At 64.1% G+C, this 15,383-nt stretch carries 18 protein-coding genes; 11 read left to right on the plus strand and 7 right to left on the minus strand.

What is annotated here, in order from left to right; genetic code table 11:
* Positions 1-129 precede the first annotated feature (129 nt).
* Positions 130-1,131 carry a TerC family protein gene (locus ACQPXH_RS10990; protein ID WP_433602194.1) on the plus strand — a complete coding sequence of 334 codons (1,002 nt, stop codon included), beginning with the start codon at positions 130-132 and terminating at the stop codon, positions 1,129-1,131.
* On the opposite strand, the gene ACQPXH_RS10995 is transcribed toward ACQPXH_RS10990, so the two are convergent.
* The 3 genes from ACQPXH_RS10995 to ACQPXH_RS11005 form a co-directional block, all read right to left on the minus strand.
* The gene (locus tag ACQPXH_RS10995; RefSeq protein WP_433602195.1) at positions 1,128-1,667 is read right to left on the minus strand and encodes a hypothetical protein; all 540 of its coding nucleotides are present in this window, start codon (positions 1,665-1,667) and stop codon (positions 1,128-1,130) included. The genes ACQPXH_RS10990 and ACQPXH_RS10995 overlap by 4 nt on opposite strands.
* A gap of 114 nt (positions 1,668-1,781) precedes the next feature.
* Positions 1,782-2,066, minus strand: coding sequence for a YciI family protein (locus tag ACQPXH_RS11000; protein ID WP_433602197.1), 285 nt, complete (start codon positions 2,064-2,066; stop codon positions 1,782-1,784).
* A gap of 16 nt (positions 2,067-2,082) precedes the next feature.
* A complete protein-coding gene (locus ACQPXH_RS11005; protein WP_433602198.1) occupies positions 2,083-2,649 on the minus strand; it encodes an amino-acid N-acetyltransferase in 567 nt (188 codons plus the stop codon).
* 155 nt (positions 2,650-2,804) lie between these two features.
* On the opposite strand from ACQPXH_RS11005, the gene pgsA reads away from it, so the two are divergent.
* The 5 genes from pgsA (at position 2,805) to pspM (ending at position 6,617) form a co-directional block, all read left to right on the plus strand.
* A complete protein-coding gene (gene pgsA / locus ACQPXH_RS11010) occupies positions 2,805-3,461 on the plus strand; it encodes a CDP-diacylglycerol--glycerol-3-phosphate 3-phosphatidyltransferase (RefSeq protein WP_433602199.1) in 657 nt (218 codons plus the stop codon).
* The gene (locus ACQPXH_RS11015) at positions 3,458-3,952 is read left to right on the plus strand and encodes a CinA family protein (RefSeq protein WP_433602200.1); all 495 of its coding nucleotides are present in this window, start codon (positions 3,458-3,460) and stop codon (positions 3,950-3,952) included. The genes pgsA and ACQPXH_RS11015 overlap by 4 nt, the downstream gene beginning before the upstream one ends.
* 129 nt (positions 3,953-4,081) lie before the next feature.
* Complete coding sequence (locus tag ACQPXH_RS11020; RefSeq protein ID WP_433602201.1) at positions 4,082-4,519, plus strand: helix-turn-helix domain-containing protein; 438 nt, start codon at positions 4,082-4,084, stop codon at positions 4,517-4,519.
* Positions 4,520-4,721: 202 nt separating this feature from the next.
* Positions 4,722-5,558, plus strand: a complete 837-nt coding sequence (pspA, locus tag ACQPXH_RS11025) for a phage shock protein PspA (RefSeq protein WP_433602202.1) — start codon at positions 4,722-4,724, stop codon at positions 5,556-5,558.
* Positions 5,559-5,726: 168 nt separating this feature from the next.
* Positions 5,727-6,617 carry a phage shock envelope stress response protein PspM gene (gene pspM / locus ACQPXH_RS11030; protein WP_433602203.1) on the plus strand — a complete coding sequence of 297 codons (891 nt, stop codon included), beginning with the start codon at positions 5,727-5,729 and terminating at the stop codon, positions 6,615-6,617.
* Between the two features lie 175 nt (positions 6,618-6,792).
* Here the strand turns inward: pspM and ACQPXH_RS11035 are convergent, their stop codons facing one another.
* From ACQPXH_RS11035 to ACQPXH_RS11045, 3 genes are all read right to left on the minus strand, one after another.
* On the minus strand, positions 6,793-8,463 hold the full coding sequence (locus ACQPXH_RS11035) for a hypothetical protein (RefSeq protein ID WP_433602204.1): 1,671 nt from the start codon (positions 8,461-8,463) through the stop codon (positions 6,793-6,795).
* A gap of 30 nt (positions 8,464-8,493) precedes the next feature.
* Positions 8,494-9,060, minus strand: a complete 567-nt coding sequence (locus ACQPXH_RS11040) for a suppressor of fused domain protein (protein WP_433602205.1) — start codon at positions 9,058-9,060, stop codon at positions 8,494-8,496.
* 86 nt (positions 9,061-9,146) lie between these two features.
* Positions 9,147-9,977, minus strand: a complete 831-nt coding sequence (locus ACQPXH_RS11045; RefSeq protein ID WP_433602206.1) for a GH-E family nuclease — start codon at positions 9,975-9,977, stop codon at positions 9,147-9,149.
* A 388-nt stretch (positions 9,978-10,365) separates the two neighbouring features.
* Between ACQPXH_RS11045 and ACQPXH_RS11050 the strand changes: the two genes are divergently transcribed.
* From ACQPXH_RS11050 to ACQPXH_RS11070, 5 genes are all read left to right on the plus strand, one after another.
* Positions 10,366-10,815, plus strand: a complete 450-nt coding sequence (locus ACQPXH_RS11050; protein ID WP_433602207.1) for an SRPBCC family protein — start codon at positions 10,366-10,368, stop codon at positions 10,813-10,815.
* Complete coding sequence (locus tag ACQPXH_RS11055) at positions 10,812-11,159, plus strand: ArsR/SmtB family transcription factor (protein ID WP_387296643.1); 348 nt, start codon at positions 10,812-10,814, stop codon at positions 11,157-11,159. The genes ACQPXH_RS11050 and ACQPXH_RS11055 overlap by 4 nt, the downstream gene beginning before the upstream one ends.
* A gap of 29 nt (positions 11,160-11,188) precedes the next feature.
* The gene (locus ACQPXH_RS11060; RefSeq protein ID WP_433602208.1) at positions 11,189-11,632 is read left to right on the plus strand and encodes an SRPBCC family protein; all 444 of its coding nucleotides are present in this window, start codon (positions 11,189-11,191) and stop codon (positions 11,630-11,632) included.
* A gap of 100 nt (positions 11,633-11,732) precedes the next feature.
* Positions 11,733-12,323 carry a hypothetical protein gene (locus ACQPXH_RS11065; protein ID WP_433602209.1) on the plus strand — a complete coding sequence of 197 codons (591 nt, stop codon included), beginning with the start codon at positions 11,733-11,735 and terminating at the stop codon, positions 12,321-12,323.
* A gap of 304 nt (positions 12,324-12,627) precedes the next feature.
* Positions 12,628-13,902: a cytochrome P450 gene (locus ACQPXH_RS11070; RefSeq protein WP_433602210.1), complete on the plus strand. Its 1,275-nt coding sequence runs from the start codon at positions 12,628-12,630 to the stop codon at positions 13,900-13,902.
* 57 nt (positions 13,903-13,959) lie between these two features.
* Here ACQPXH_RS11070 and ACQPXH_RS11075 read toward each other — a convergent pair whose 3' ends face one another.
* Positions 13,960-15,249, minus strand: a complete 1,290-nt coding sequence (locus ACQPXH_RS11075; protein WP_433602211.1) for a cytochrome P450 — start codon at positions 15,247-15,249, stop codon at positions 13,960-13,962.
* Between the last annotated feature and the right edge of the window lie 134 nt (positions 15,250-15,383).

The following is a 15,383-nucleotide window of genomic DNA, read 5'->3' on the forward strand; positions in this document are numbered from 1 at the left end:
GCGAAGGTGACACGTCGGCCGCCCGACCCGTATGTGAAATTATGGTCAGCAACTCTTCCGCTAGCTCGACAGAACGGACAAATCGGGCATGATTGCTGTCATGAACCGAGTTTCCGCCCCGGAGCCCACATGCAGATAACCGCACTCGAATGGATCCTGACGATCGTGGTGATCCTGGGTCTGTTCGTCTTCGACTTCTTCGCCCACGTCCGCACACCACACGATCCGACCTTCAAAGAATCCGGCACCTGGTCGGCGATCTACATCGGTCTGGCCCTGGTCTTCGGCGGATTCGTCGCCTGGAAGTGGGGCTCGACCTTCGCGGGCGAGTACTACGCGGGCTTCGTCACCGAGAAGGCCCTCTCGGTGGACAACCTGTTCATCTTCGTCATCATCATGTCGAGCTTCGCGGTGCCGCGGATCTACCAGCAGAAGGTACTGCTGATCGGCATTGTGCTGGCGCTGGTCATGCGGGGTGTGTTCATCGCCGTCGGTGCGGCGGCGATCAGTGCGTTCAGCTGGGTGTTCTATCTGTTCGGCCTGTTTTTGGTCTATACGGCCGTGAAACTGTTGCGCGAGAGCGGACACGAGGTCGAGCAGGAGGAGAAGCGCGACAGCCGGATCGTGGCGCTGGCCAAACGCGTGCTCCCGACCACCGACGAATACGATGGCGACAAACTGCGCACCCGGATCGACGGCCGGCGTGTGATCACCCCGTTGTTGTTGGCGCTGTTGGCAATCGGCTTCGCGGACCTGCTGTTCGCGCTGGACTCCATCCCCGCCATCTATGGTCTGACCGAGCAGCCCTACATCGTGTTCACCGCGAATGCCTTCGCGCTCATGGGTTTACGGCAGCTGTATTTCCTCATCGGCGGCCTGCTGGATCGCCTGGTCTACCTGTCCTACGGCCTTTCGGCGATTCTCGCGTTCATCGGCGTCAAACTGGTGCTGCACGCATTGCACGAGAACACCCTGCCTTTCGTCAACGGTGGTCGGCACGTCGAGGTACCGGAGATTTCCACGCCGGTCTCGCTGAGCGTGATCATCGGGATTCTGCTCATCGCGACCGTCGCGAGCCTGATCAAAACCCGTGGCGCGGCCCGGTCCGTCGAGAGCCGAGTAGCCGACTAGAAGACCCGGTTGTTTTCGGGCGTGATCTCGAAGCCGCGCCCGGTCGCGTCATTGCGGCAGGTCACCCCGACGGGCTGGGCCAGGCAGGTGAAGCCGGCCACGCTCAGGCTCGACCCGACGGGCAGCACCGGCGCGTCGGTATTCACTCCGGATGCGGTGCCGACGAAGTAGCCCCGATTCACGCACAGATATCCGGCGCTCTCGCCGACGGCCAGTGCGGCCGCACTCGGGTCGATGCCCCAGCAGGCCTGCATCGCCGGCGGGGTGGGCTGGGTCGCGCCCTGGCAGCCCACCGGTCGTTTCGGCTGTCCGAACGGCTCATCGAGGAAGCCGCATGCGATGCCGCCGTCCGCCGTCCGGAAGTAGTAGCCGTCGGCGGCGCGGTATATCGACTCGTCGACCGAACCCGGTCGCAGCAATGGACGATCCCCGACCGTCAAGTTTGCCGTGGTGTCGAAATCGGCGGCCGTCGAGCAGATGGTGAGTGCGAGGCCTGCGACCGACATCGACGCGAAAATCGCGACGGATATGCGCATACGGGGGAGTCTGCGTCGGTGGGCGCGGATTCCTCCGCACCTGACGCGGCGTGTCGCCGCGAGTTTGCTGACCGCCGAGTGTCGAGCGGCGACACGCGGTGGTCGGCCGGGCGGTCAGGAAGCGAATGTGCCCATCACCGGCAGCCACTCGACCGCCCGTACATCCTCGATGAGGTTCTCGCGGGCGAACGGATCCTGCGGCAGCAGTTCCACGAGGTCCGCCTCGTCGGCGACCCGGAACAGCAGCAGTGCGCCGGAGCCGTCCGGGTAGGGACCGCTGGTCAGCAGCGAACCCCCGTCGATCAGGCCGTTGAGCCAGGCCCGATGTTCCGGGCGGAAGGTATCGCGCGCCTCGACGGTGGCATCGGCGTAGGTGTAGTGCACGGCGAAGATGGGCACGATCGATCCGTTCTGGTCAGAGGTTCAGCAGCATTCGAGTATTGCCGAGGGTGTTCGGTTTCACATAGCTGAGGTCGAGGAATTCGGCGACACCAGGATCGAAGGTCCGACACATCTCCGCGTACACCTCGGCGGTGACCGGTGTGCCGTCGATTTCCACGAATCCGTGCCTGCCGAAGAAGTCCACCTCGAAGGTGAGTACGAACAGCCGTCCGAGCTCGAGCTCCCTGGCCACCGCGACCAGCCGTTCCACGATGAGCCGACCGACACCATGCCCCTTGACATCGGGATGCACCGCGACCGTGCGCACCTCGCCGAGGTCGGCCCACAGCACATGCAGCGCACCGCAGCCGACCACCCGGCCGTCGAGTTCGGCCACCCAGAATTCCTGTACCGCCTCATACAGGGTGACCAGGTTCTTCTCCAGCAGGATCCGACCGGCGTATTCATCGACGAGGCTCTTGATCTGGGGTACATCGGAGGTTCGGGCGCGTCGCACGACAGGGACAGATTTGTTCGCGGCAGGTGCCGCGCCCGGATACGCGTCGCTGGTCGAACCACCTAGTGGTCCCCGAGAGGTCATGTGGTGCACAGTAGTCGGCCCGGTTACCGATACTCTGAACGTGTGCCGCACATCCACCCGCTCCGCTCACCGCATCGCGTCGGCATGCGTCCGAGCCTCGTGACGGTGGGTGTCGTGGCCTGGGTGACAGGGGCTTACGCCAGCGAGGGGGAGGCGTGAGCGTGCAGCCCGAAGAGATCGATCGAAGCTGGGGCGAACCGGTGGTTCGCGCCGGATTCGCGCCCGCCCAGACCGATCCCGTCGTCCCGCTGATGAATATCGCGAATGTGCTCACCATGCTGCGCATCGCGCTGGTGCCGTTGTTCGTGCTCGCGCTGTTCGTCGGCGGCGGCCACCAGACCGGCTGGCGGATCGGGGCCGCCGCGTTGTTCGGCATCGCCGCGATCACAGATCGCTTCGACGGGCAGTTGGCGCGCAAATACGGCCTGGTCACCGATTTCGGCAAACTCGCCGATCCGATCGCGGACAAGGCGCTGATCGGTTCGGCGGTGATCGGACTTTCGATGCTCGGTGATCTGGCGTGGTGGATCACCCTGGTCATCTGCGCTCGTGAGATCGGGATCACGCTGCTGCGGCTGGTGGTGGTGCGGCGCGGGGTGATTCCGGCCGGACGCGGCGGCAAGTTGAAGACGCTGGTGCAGTCCGTCGCGATCGCGGTACTGCTGTTGCCGCTGCACGGCGGATTCGCCACCGCGGGCATGACATTGATGTATGTGGCCGTCGCGCTGACGGTCATCACCGGCCTCGACTATGTGGGGCAGGCGGGGCGGGTGTGGCTCGCGGGAGGTCCGGGCCGGACACGCGGCGCATGACCGATCCGCTGACAACGGGAGCGCCCGTCGTCGAATTGGTGCGCGAGCTGGGTGCCGCCCGGCAGACCGTGGCGACCGCCGAATCGCTGACCGCGGGCCTGCTCGCGGCGACGATCGCCGGGGTGCCGGGTGCCAGCGCGGTGCTGCGCGGCGGGCTGGTTGTCTACGCGACGGAACTCAAGCACAGCCTTGCCGGTGTCAGCGACGAAGTGCTCGCGACCGAGGGACCGGTCGCCGCGAGCACCGCCGAAGAGCTGGCCGTCGGTGCGCGGCTGCGCTGCGGTGCGGACTGGGGTATCGGACTGACCGGGGTAGCCGGACCCGAATCTCAGGGCGGGCATGCCGTCGGCACTGTCTTCCTCGGACTGGCCGGGCCCGGGCATACCGAGGTCATGCGGCTGAAACTGGACGGCGATCGGTGGGCGATCCGAATCGGCGCTACGCACAGCGCGGTACGGGAGTTGCGTCGTATCGTGGGAGACGGCGACTAGGTGCTGCCGCGCCTGGTTTGCCGCCGTGGGAACCAACCGGGCCCTGTTCGACGTTGTGCCAGAAAGGACGGCGTGCGCAGCGCTGGTAGGTGCCCGCGGACCCGGTTACTGGGAGCTAAGGAGAACGACATGACGCTGCTGCGAGAGGCGATCGGGGACAGTTTGCGGCGTGCTCGTCTCGCCCAGAGCCGGACCCTGCGTGAGGTCTCCACCTCGGCGCGCGTGAGCCTGGGATATCTGTCGGAAGTCGAGCGAGGCCGCAAAGAGGCCTCCAGCGAACTGCTCGCCGCAATCTGTGCGGCCCTGGATGTTCCGCTGTCGCGGGTGCTGTGGGATGTGAGCACGATCATGGCAGGCGCCGACGGTCTGCCCGCCGATGCGCCCGCACAGACCGCCGATGCACCCGAGGCGGAGCGGACCGCTGCGGCCGAATCCGCCGAGGCCGCGCCGGAGCCCGCGACCGCCACGATGTCGGTGGCCGGTGCCCGTACGCAGATCGCCGAGGACACCCGGATCGTCATTCCGGCCCCGAGGGCCGACATGCTGGTCCTGGTGAAAAGCAACTGATCAATAGACGAGAGGTGGCGTCCGCGGCCGACGCTGCGAACCGGTGCCGAAAGCGGATAGATTCTGTACTAGGCGTCAGTTGGGCCGGGTTCGCCCGGCCCGGGTGCCACATGGTGGAGGATAGGCACATATCGGGTGCGTGACGGTCGCGCACTAGAGTCGCGGTAAAGCGCGGCGCATCTTATGGAGGCGGGATCAATCGATGGCTAATCCGTTCGTCAAGGCCTGGAAGTACATGATGGCCCTCTTCGATTCGAAGATCGAGGAGCATGCGGATCCGAAGGTCCAGATTCAGCAGGCTATCGAGGAAGCTCAGCGTCAGCATCAGGCCCTCTCGCAGCAGGCCGCATCGGTCATCGGCAACCAGCGTCAGCTGGAAATGAAGCTGAACCGTCAGCTCGACGACGTCGAGAAGCTCAATGCCAATGCGCGCCAGGCCGTCATGCTGGCAGATCAAGCCGCCGCTGCCGGCGATACCGAGAAGGCGATCCAGTACACCAACGCGGCCGAGGCATTCGCCGCGCAGTTGGTCACCGCCGAGCAGGCCGTCGAGGACCTCAAGGTGCTGCACGACCAGTCGCTGCAGGCGGCCGCGCAGGCCAAGAAGGCGGTCGAGCAGAACGCGATGCTGTTGCAGCAGAAGGTCGCCGAGCGCACCAAGCTGCTCAGCCAGCTCGAGCAGGCGAAGATGCAGGAGCAGGTCTCGGCATCGCTGCAGCAGATGGATTCGACGCTGTCCGCGCCCGGCACCACGCCGAGCCTGGATGCCGTGCGCGAGAAGATCGAGCGCCGGTACGCGAACGCGCTGGGTGCCGCCGAACTCGCGGGCAATTCGGTGCAGGGCCGGATGCTCGAGGTACAGCAGGCCAGCATTCAGATGGCCGGACACAGCAAGCTGGAGCAGATCCGCGCCTCGATGCGCGGCGATGCGCTGCCCGCAGGCGGTGCGACCGCACCGGCGATCAATCCGGGTGCCGCGCAGGTGAATCCGGCACAGCCGCAGCCGCAGATGAACAAGGGCCAGACCGCGCAGCAGTAGCCCCGTCGTTCTGAATAAATACGGCGTTCGAAATAGATACAGTTCGGCGAGGACTGGTTCGGTGGAAGACATGGCACGGGTACCTGGCGGGTCGGCCGTCGGTCCTGCTCGGGCCCTGCCTGTCCGGTCACCCCTGGTCGCGCCGAACCCGTGCCCTGGAGGATACCGATGAGCCCGCAGGGACCTCGCGAACAAGGTAAGGGCGGTCGTCGTCGCGGTGCCGCGCTCGTGCGTGCACAGACGGCGCTCGCACCGCAGCCGGGGAGCCTGCCCGACAGCCTGCGCGAGGTGGGCGAACATGCGCTGGTGGCCGTGCGGCGTTGGGCGGATCCGCGCGAGCGGGAGTTGCGCAAGCGCCGCCGGGCCCGTCGTCGCAGTTTCCAACTGGGCACGGTCGGCGGTCTCACCACCGCGGGAACCGTTGGGTTGATGGTGCTTTCGGCACCGGTATGGGTGGTGGTCGTGGTCGGCGGGGGAGCGGTGGCGTTGGTCACCGGTACTGCGCTGAGCGCCCGCCGCTACCTCCAATTGCGCAGCTCACCGCTGCCGCAGGCAGCTTTCGTGCCGCGCAAACAGCCACCGTCGTGGTCATCTGCGCGCGGGCCGATTTCCCGCCTGGTTCGGGCGGAGAAGGCGCTACACGGCGTCGGCACGCAGATCGCCCGGTCGAACCGGCTGCCCGAGGACGAACTCGCCGACATGATCGAAACCGCGGGTTCGGGTGCGGCCGCGCTGCACGCGCTGGCCGCCGACATCACCGCGATGGAACAGGCACTCGGCGCCATGGGGCACTCGAAATCTGTTGCCGCCGTTGGCCTCACCGAGAATATGCAATTCGCACTCGGCCGCCTCGATAGCGGGGTCGCCGAGTACGAACAGGTAGTCGTAGCGGCGGGGCGGATTCTCGCGGTACCCGAAAGTGCGGTGCTGCGCCACAACTTCGACACCATCGTCGCCGATCTGCGCGACGCGGCCGATCGCCTGGACGGGTGGGCGCAGGCTCTCACCGAGATGGCCGACCAGCACGCCCCCACTTCACTTCCGCCGCAGGGGATCTAACCCGCGAACATCGTGCTTCCTGGCCCTGCCGGAGTGAGATGCTGTGTGCCGGCAGGCGATAGCACCACTGCCGCACACGGCTCGGCACAAGATCATCATGCTCTGGTGGCGGCGTCGGTCGAGAGATCCGAACACCAGTGCATGGTGATCGTCTGACCAGTCGCGGAATGGCGGGTTAGGTGGATGGGTGTGGGCGGGCGTCGGGGGTGGGGGCGTCGATGGCGGGTGGCGCTGGTGTGGTGGTTGCGTTGGATTCGGTTTCGGCAGAGTGGGTTTCCGGTTCGTTCGTATCCCGATCGGATTCCGTTTTCCGGTCGGTACGTACCCACGGGGTGGGGCGGGTGGTGGTCGGTGCCGTCACCTTGGGTGGGCGGACCGACGGGCGGGTTGTCGACCAGGGGGAGGTGACCGGCTTGCGGTCGGTTGGCTCGAGCTCGGCCCGACGGTTGGCCGCGGGGCGAGATTGCTTGCCTACTGCGGGTTTACCGGAGGTTGGGAGGGGAGTCGGCGTTCTCGGGGTGGCCGTCCATGGGGTCGCCGGTACCGACTGGTCCGTCGGTTCGACAGCTTGTGGCACGGAGGCGGTCGGACCGATGCCGGCAGACGAGCCGGAATCGAAGTCTGCTCGGTTGCCGAGCGTCATCGGGTCGGATTCCCGGGTTTCGATAGCGCCTTCGGATTGCCTGGCTGACTGAGATGCCGATGCAGTGGACTCGGCTGCCGGGGCATCGGCCAGATCGCCGCGCGGCGATATCTGCTGACTCAGTGCCGAACCCTCGGTTCTGCCGGGTGCGGTCGCGTCCGCAACGTCAGAGGTTGGCGAACTCAGCGGGTTCGAGAGTCCTGCTCGGGGAGTCGACGCGGTGGCCTCTGCTGCGTCCGGGGGCTGGCTATCCGCAACTTTGGTGGAGTTCCCGGCACCGGGGTCGGGTTTTTCGGTTACCTCGTGACCGGCACTGGTTGCTCGGACGTCTGGTGTAGCCAGCTGGTCGGCGGTCGACGTGTTCGGCGAAGGTTGTGGCGAATCGACACCACTCGTCGTCGACGGTGGGTCGAAAACAGTTCGGGTCGTCGGCGGATCGCTTGCGTCGCGCTGAGGACCGTCCGAGTCGTAAGACGCGTCCGGGCTGCCGGTAGTGAAGTCGAGTTTCGCGACCTGATCGCGGAAGTTCTCCGCATGGCGCATGATGTCATCTGCGTGCTCGTCGAGCAGCTTGGAGTAACGCAGCACTTCGTCGGGTTCGATGTGCAAGGGTCGGTTGGCCGTGCTGCTCGGTGGCGGCACGCCCAACGCGTTGCTCGCCGCGTCGTAGACAACGCCTTTGATCATGTCGTCGATGGTGTGTTCGAGCGGTTCGATGGCCTTGATGATCACCTCGGCAATCAGATATGCGATCAGATTCTGCTGCATCTGATCGCAGATCCTGCGTGCTGCCGCGGTCAGCAGAGGAGCGGTTGCCGGACCTGCTGGTGTCGCGATGATGGCGCCGTAACTCAGTGCCAGCGCCGCCAACTCGGCGAGCACCGCAACCTTCACGACCGTGATCACATCAGCGGCGATATCCAGTGCCTTCGCCACTACTTTGCATGCCGCATCGAGATCCGCCATGTGAGTCGCACTCATATGCGCCCATACCGAGATCAATTGCTCGTACGCATATCCCGAATAGACCGAACCCATATCGCTGACCGCGCCGGTGGCGGACTCGTGCGTCTGCTGGACATTCCCGGCGAACTCGCGAACATGCTCGCCGAGCCTGCGCACATCGTCTTCATTGATATCCGGGTACGGAACGCCGCAGAGGTTCAGGAAGAGTGCAACCTCGTGCGGTATCTCGATCGGCATCTACATCCCCCGAATGTTGCGAACCCCACTTTACAGTGCGGATCCTCGGTTGATATCCAATAGCTCCGTCCTGTTCTCCTGCCAGATCTCCCACAGTTCGTCCGGGCTGTTCTCGCTCGCGAACTCGGCTTCCTGCTGCGTTATGGGCAGGAGTGTGATCAGCTGCAACACCGGCTGCCCATCGGCATCGCGCAGTAGGTCGAACTCATCGCCGAAAAATGGGCTGGGATAACCCATGACACCATGAATTTCCGTCTCTTTGATCAACGGGGAGTCATTGACCAGGACGGAGTCGTACTCGAGTCCACGCCGATTTTGTAAAACGAGTCCTGCGGTAACATCGACTAGGTAGTGGGCAAATCCCTCTTGACCGGTACGCAATGTGCAGACAAGTTCTTCGGGCAATAGTGACGATAATTCTTGAAAACGCAACCCATTAGTGATCACCGAGGTGACCGGATATTCCTCGTTATCGAAGAAGACGAGATCGTAACCTCGATTCCGGCCTTCGATCTCGGCCGGTTCGGCGTACCGGAACTTTCCGAGGTGCCCGGTGTTGTGTTCGAGCAGATTCGGGAATTGGTTGGCTGAGGTCAAGAGTTACCCTTCGCTTATACCGGTCGTCCGGGCGTCGTCGCGCCGATCATACCTTGCCCGACGGCGCTGCTGCCGTCCCGCGAAGGTCAGCCACTACCAGGTTTCTCGAGACCTTTGACAATTGTGCCGGGGTCGGGTGCGCCTGGGAGGGGTGGATATTTCTCGGCCAGTTCGGCATAGATTCCGTAGCCCGGCTCCGTGGACTCTTTGCTATGGCCTCGGTTGACGCCTCGGTCTTCCAGGCGATTGTGCGAAGCGCTGGTGCTCGCTTCTTTGAATCCTTGCTCGTCGATAGGGTGGCGTATCGCGAACTGTTGGAGGCGCCAATATTCGGCACCTTCGATGTGTCCCATATCGGCCACATTCTTCGCTGGTTTGGTGAATTCTACGTTATTCTGGACGATGTTTGTTCCGGTCGGATCGTACCATTCTGGCGCGTCGGTCTTCTTCGCGTGGCCTTTATTGTTGTACTTGAAGAACTGGGGTTCTCCATTGGCCTTGCGCTGCACTTCCAGCGGTTTGTTCGATGTCGTGCAGAGCAATTTGCCATCGGCACGCTGATTCGCGTTTTTAATGACATCATTCTTGGATTTGGCGGGATATCCCGGGCGGGAACGTCCGTAGACCCAGTCGTTGAGCTTGCCTTTGATATGATCCGGTTTGACGTCCAGCTGGCTTGCCGTCGAGCTGCTGTCTGTCGCGTTCCTTCCGGCGGTATCGAACCGGTTCGGTGTATTGGTGCGCTCTCTCCAGCTGAACTTCTCCGGATTCTTCAATTGATCACGCTCTACATACCGCATCGTTCCGGTACGTAGTTCCGCGGCCACGCCGCGCGCAGGTCTTTGTGCCGCCACGCCGGCCTTTTCGATATCTTTCGCCAGGCGCTGCGAGATCACCAGTACCTCCTTGGCCAGCATAATTACCTGCCCAGGAGTGCCCGAATATTTTCCACGTCGCAGTCCCCTCCGATCGGCCCCGCCGCCGAGTCTCCGCCGGCAACCGACGCCGGTTGTTCAATATTCGATATCAAGTTGGCGAACATTCTAGATTATCTCCGACGGCGCAATTTCCCATGACTGGGAATATGCGGTGGATCTGCTCTTCGCCTTCCATTACGCCTACGTCACCGAACACGGGCTGAAGGTCTGAGTCGTCACCGAAACCCCGGCCGACCATGCGTGCTGGTTTGGCCGGGGTTTGTGCTGTCGGCACGCGGTCGCACCCCTATGCGCAACCAATGGTTGCGCGATGGGCCGTGGTCGGCTAGCGTGATGTGCAACCAAACGTTGCAGATGGAGGAAGAGCATGGAGTACGGCAGCATCGAGCGTGAGATCCACGTCGACGCCTCACCCGAAGTTGTCTTCGAGGTGGTCAGCCGCCCGGAACACATTTCGGAATGGTGGTCCGACGCGGCCGATTTCGAGACCAGTCCCGGCGCGGTCGGTGAACTGGTCTTCGGCGACCGGGAGCATGTCGCCCCGATCACCGTGGTGACCGTAGAGCGGCCACGGCTGTTCTCGTTCCGCTGGTGCTATCCGGAGGGCTCGGCCGACCTCGCCGACTCGCTGCTGGTCACCTTCGAACTCACCCCGGCAGGCGCGGGCACCAGGATTCGCCTCACCGAGACCGGATTCCGTGAGATGGGTTGGGAGGCTGCGAAGTTGGAGGAGGTCTACCAAGACCATAGCGCCGGTTGGGACAGGTTCGTTCCGCAACTCGGCGAGTACATCGCGCGGCTGGTGTCGACCCCGTGACCGCTACCGTCGACGACGACCTGTGGTCCGCGGTCGGGGACCCGACCCGTCGGCGGATGCTCGACCTACTTTTGGCGGCCGGCGATGGCACGGCCACCAGTCTCAGCGAGCAGCTGCCAGTGACACGGCAGGCCATCGCGAAACATCTGGGCGTGCTCGACCGCGTCGGCCTGGTGCACGCCACGCCCGCGGGGCGGGAACGGAGGTATCGGGTGGATGAGGCACAACTTGCCCGCGCGGTCGCGCAGTTGTCCTCGGTCGGGGCGGCGTGGGACGCGAGGCTCCGGCGCATCAAGCGGATCGCCGAGGCGATTCAGCGCACAAAAGATCAGCAGCAGAAGTGAAAATCCGACACTGGAAAGAGGATTCGAAAATGGTGGATATCCTGCACCGAGTCGCAATCAAAGCGCCGACGGCCGAGGTCTATGCGGCCCTGACCACCGTCGAGGGGCTCGCCGGTTGGTGGGCGAACAACACCCAGGGCAGAGGCAATGACGTCGGCGGCGTGCTCCAATTCCGTTTCGATGCCGGTGGATTCGATATGAAGGTCCTCGAGCTCGACCCGGGCAAGCGCGTGCGCTGGGAAGTCGTCGAGGGACCCGAGGAATGGGTCGGCACCCATGTGGACTGGAGGCTCGACCAGGCCGACGACTACACCGTCATCCTCTTCGAACATGAAGGCTGGAAGGAGCCGGTCGAATTCATGCACCACTGCAGCACCAAGTGGGCGGTCTTCCTGCTGAGCCTGAAGTCGTTGGTGGAGACCGGAAAAGGTGCGCCCGATCCGCACGACGTCAAGATCGACAACTGGAACTGACGCGGCAGGCCTTCCTGCGAATCGGACAGGCGCTGGCTGTATCCGCCGCGTGCGCACAGCCAGCGTCGAGTTCGATATGCCCTGAGTAGCAACACTTTCCATGGACATTCCGTCGCGCGACACGCGGATGCGACGGCCCGGAGCGGGTGAAACCCTCGGCCTCGACCCGGGCAGCGTCCAGACCGCCTGCACCGGCAGCGGCGTAATCGGCAGCGCGACAATACTGCTCGGACTTGCGACCGGCAGCGGCATATCCGGCTCCGGTTTGATCGGCACCGGTTCGGTCGGTTCGAGCGGATCCGGCCTCGGCAGCGTCGTCGTCGGCAGCGCGATGACCGGCAGCGCACTGCTGACCTGTCTGCTGCTACTCCCGGCCCTTGAACCGCCCGGCATTCCCCTCCAACTCGGCCCACCGCCGCCCGCTCCAGCGATACCCGTACCGGCAGCGCCGATCGCCCCACGGGAATTCCCCCCAGCCACACCGGCACTCGCGATCGCGCCGGAAACACCGATCCGCACCACCCGCACCGGCCGTGGCGGCCGAATCCGCCACGGAGGATCCGATCGCCTGGAACCTGCTGGAGCTGGTGACGGTCATGGTGGTCGCCGTCCTGACCGTGGTCCGCAAGATTGCTGTAGGTCGCAACAGGCGAGCCGAATGACGCCTGCGGGGGGAGTCCTGATCTGCTGAACTCGGGCGAATGCTTGCTCGAACGGCGGTTGGGGCTGCGCGCCTCATGAGCGGTGGCTATCATGACGGCGGACACTCAAGAACTGGTCTGGGGCAACGGATTTGGATCATGAGCACCGGCAGGATGTTCATGACCCGCACCCCACGTGGGGCAGATCGGCGCGACCGAAGTCGTGCGAGCAGTTTTGTTCGTAATCCGTTGTTATCAACCTGCCGAAGCTCGCCGCTGTGACGTATCCGAGGTCAGTGCTGGGTCCGCTCGATTGTCAAGGTTCTTTAGTTTTCAAAAGTTCGGAGTTCATCTGTGGCAACGCATACGCATCACCCACCGGAATCACGGTCCTCGGTCGGCGGCTCACCGGGCTTCGGGGCCGGTCCGCGCATCGTGATGTACACCCCGGAATTCGCCGCCGACCCGCACCGGGCCTATGGGCAGATGCGCACGAAGTTCGGTTCGCTGGTGCCGGTGGATCTCGCCCCCGGCGTACCGGCCACTTTGGTGATCGGCTACTACACCGCGGTCCGCATCCTGACCGATCCGGACCACTTCCCGGCGGATCCACGGATGTGGGAGCGGAACATCCCGGCCGAGTGCCCGGTGCTCGGCATGATGAAGCGGCGCGAGAACGCCCTGCGCACCGACGGGCAGGAACATAAACGCTATCGCGACTCGACCAGCGCGGCGATCAATGACGTCGATCTGCTCGGCATGCACGCGGTAATCGAGCAGATCGCGATCCCGCTGATCAATACGTTTTGTGCCGATGGACACGCTGATGTGTTGCAACGCTATGTTTTTCCGCTGGTGTTCACCGCGGTGAACACCATGCTGGGAGTCGACTCCGATATCGGCGCGCGGGTCGCGGCGGCGTTGGACGCCATGTTCGATGCGGGGGCCGAGGCCGGTGCGGGCGACCGCATGCTGCACGAGGCGCTGCGGCTGCACACCGAACGCAAGCGGGAGGAGCCCGGTGACGACATCACGACTCGATTGCTGCGTCACCCGAGCGGTCTGACCGATGAGGAGGTGATCCAGCAGTTGGTGACGCATTACGCGATCGGGGTCGAGCCGCTGGTACACCTCATCGGCAACGCGTTGCGGCTGATGCTCACCGACGATCGATTCGCCGCGGGCATGCACAGCGGTAGTCTGTCGACCCGGGATGCGCTGGACGAAGTGCTGTTCACCGACCCGCCGTTGGCGAACTACTGCATTTCCTATCCCCGGCAACCGATTCTGCTCAATAGCGTGTGGTTGCCGGCCCACCAGCCGGTCGTCATCAGCATGGCGGCCTGCAACAGCGATCCCACCGTCAATACCGTCGACGGCGTCGAGCGCGATGGCAATCGTTCACACCTGGCCTTCAGTGCCGGACCACACATGTGCCCGGCACAGGACGCCGCCTACCTGATCGCACAGGACGCGATCGACCAACTGCTCGATGCACTGCCGGAGATCGAGTTGGCCGGTCCGGCTGCCGAACTCGGTTGGCGCACCGGGCCGTTCCACCGCGCGTTGACCGCGCTGCCGGTCGTCTTCCCGAAGTCTGCTCCGTTCCCGGAGTTTCCGCCTGCCTGAGAACCGTGTCGTGCCCAGGGTCGAGATCGCCGTACGCCGACGATCTCGACCCGCCGGCTATATGATTTTCATCGGTGCCGACGGTGTGAAAACGACCGGGAATGCCCCCATCGCACGGTGGAAGGGACCGGGCCGCCAGATCAGCTGATCCGGGTGCACCCCCAGCTGGATGTCGGGAAGTGCGTCGAAGAGCTGGTCGATGGCGTACTGAACAGTCAGGTACGCAACGCCTTTGGCCGGGCAGGTGTGTGGTCCGGCGCTCCACGCCAGGTGTGAGCGATTGCCCAGACGTCGTCCGTCGGCGTCGTCGTTGCCGCGGATCTCCGGGTCGTTATTGCAGCCAGTGAGGCTGATGACGACCGGTTGGTCCGCGGGCAACCAGATATCGTCGACCATGATCGGCTGGCGTGGGTAGGTGGTGCAGAAGTTCGCCATGGGTGGGTCGTTGAACAGAACTTCGTCGATCGCCGTGATCGTCGAGAGATTTCGTCCGAGGACATCCGCGCACTTGAACCGGTCGTCGGTGATCATCAGCAGCAGCGCATTGGTGATCAGGTTGCGCTGTGCTTCGAATCCGGCGCCGTAGAAGCTCATCAGCTGCGCGAAGATTTCTATGTCGTCCATGGCGGCCGGGTGATGTGCCAGCCGTGAGGTGACGTCGTCGCCGGGATGCTCACGTTTGAGCTGGATCAACTCCATTAGTGCCTCTTTGAGCATCGCCATGCCCTGGGCGCTACGGACCGTGTCGAAGCGCGCCGCCATGCCGCTCGCGACACGCTGACCGATGTCGGGTGGGCAGCCGACCATTTGGTTCAGGACGCCGAGCACGAGCGGAAATGCGTACTGGGTAACCAGATTGGCGTTCCCGGCCTTGCAGAAGGTATTGATCAGCGGGATGGCGATCTGCTCGATGATCGAGGGCAGTCCGTGCACATCGATGCCGTCGATGCTCGCGACGGAGGCATCCCGATAGCGGGCGTGGGTCGGTCCGTCGTTGTTCCGTGCGGCTGGGAGCCAGGCCATCATCGGCCGCACCGGGCAGTCCTCGGGGACCGTCTTCTGCCAGGTCCGGGGGTCGGCGGGAAAGTGGTTGGGGTCGTTGAGGATTCGCACTGCGGTCGCGTAGCCGATCACGAGTGTGGCCGGGACGCCGGGAGCCAACTCGACCGGTACCAGCGTGCCGTACTTGCGCCGCATCTCGTCATAGGCGTGGTGCGGATCGGCGACGAACTCCGGCGTATACAGCGGAATCCGCTCGGCGATAGTGCTCGATGATTCATGCGGAACCGGGCAGACTCCGGTCATGGTGGTGTGCGGATCAGATGTGGGGGGATGCGGTGTGGTCAAAGACGTTACTCCAAACGGTGGAACAGAATTCGACAAAGACTGAATCAGTGAGCGCGGGCAGATTCCTCGAACAAGATCATCGGTGCGTCGTCGAGCATTCGAAACGACACACCCTTCCTAGGACCTTTCCGGGG

Origin of the sequence: Nocardia sp. CA-135953 (genome assembly GCF_050955735.1) — a bacterium.
In the GTDB taxonomy this organism is placed as follows: Bacteria; Actinomycetota; Actinomycetes; order Mycobacteriales; family Mycobacteriaceae; genus Nocardia.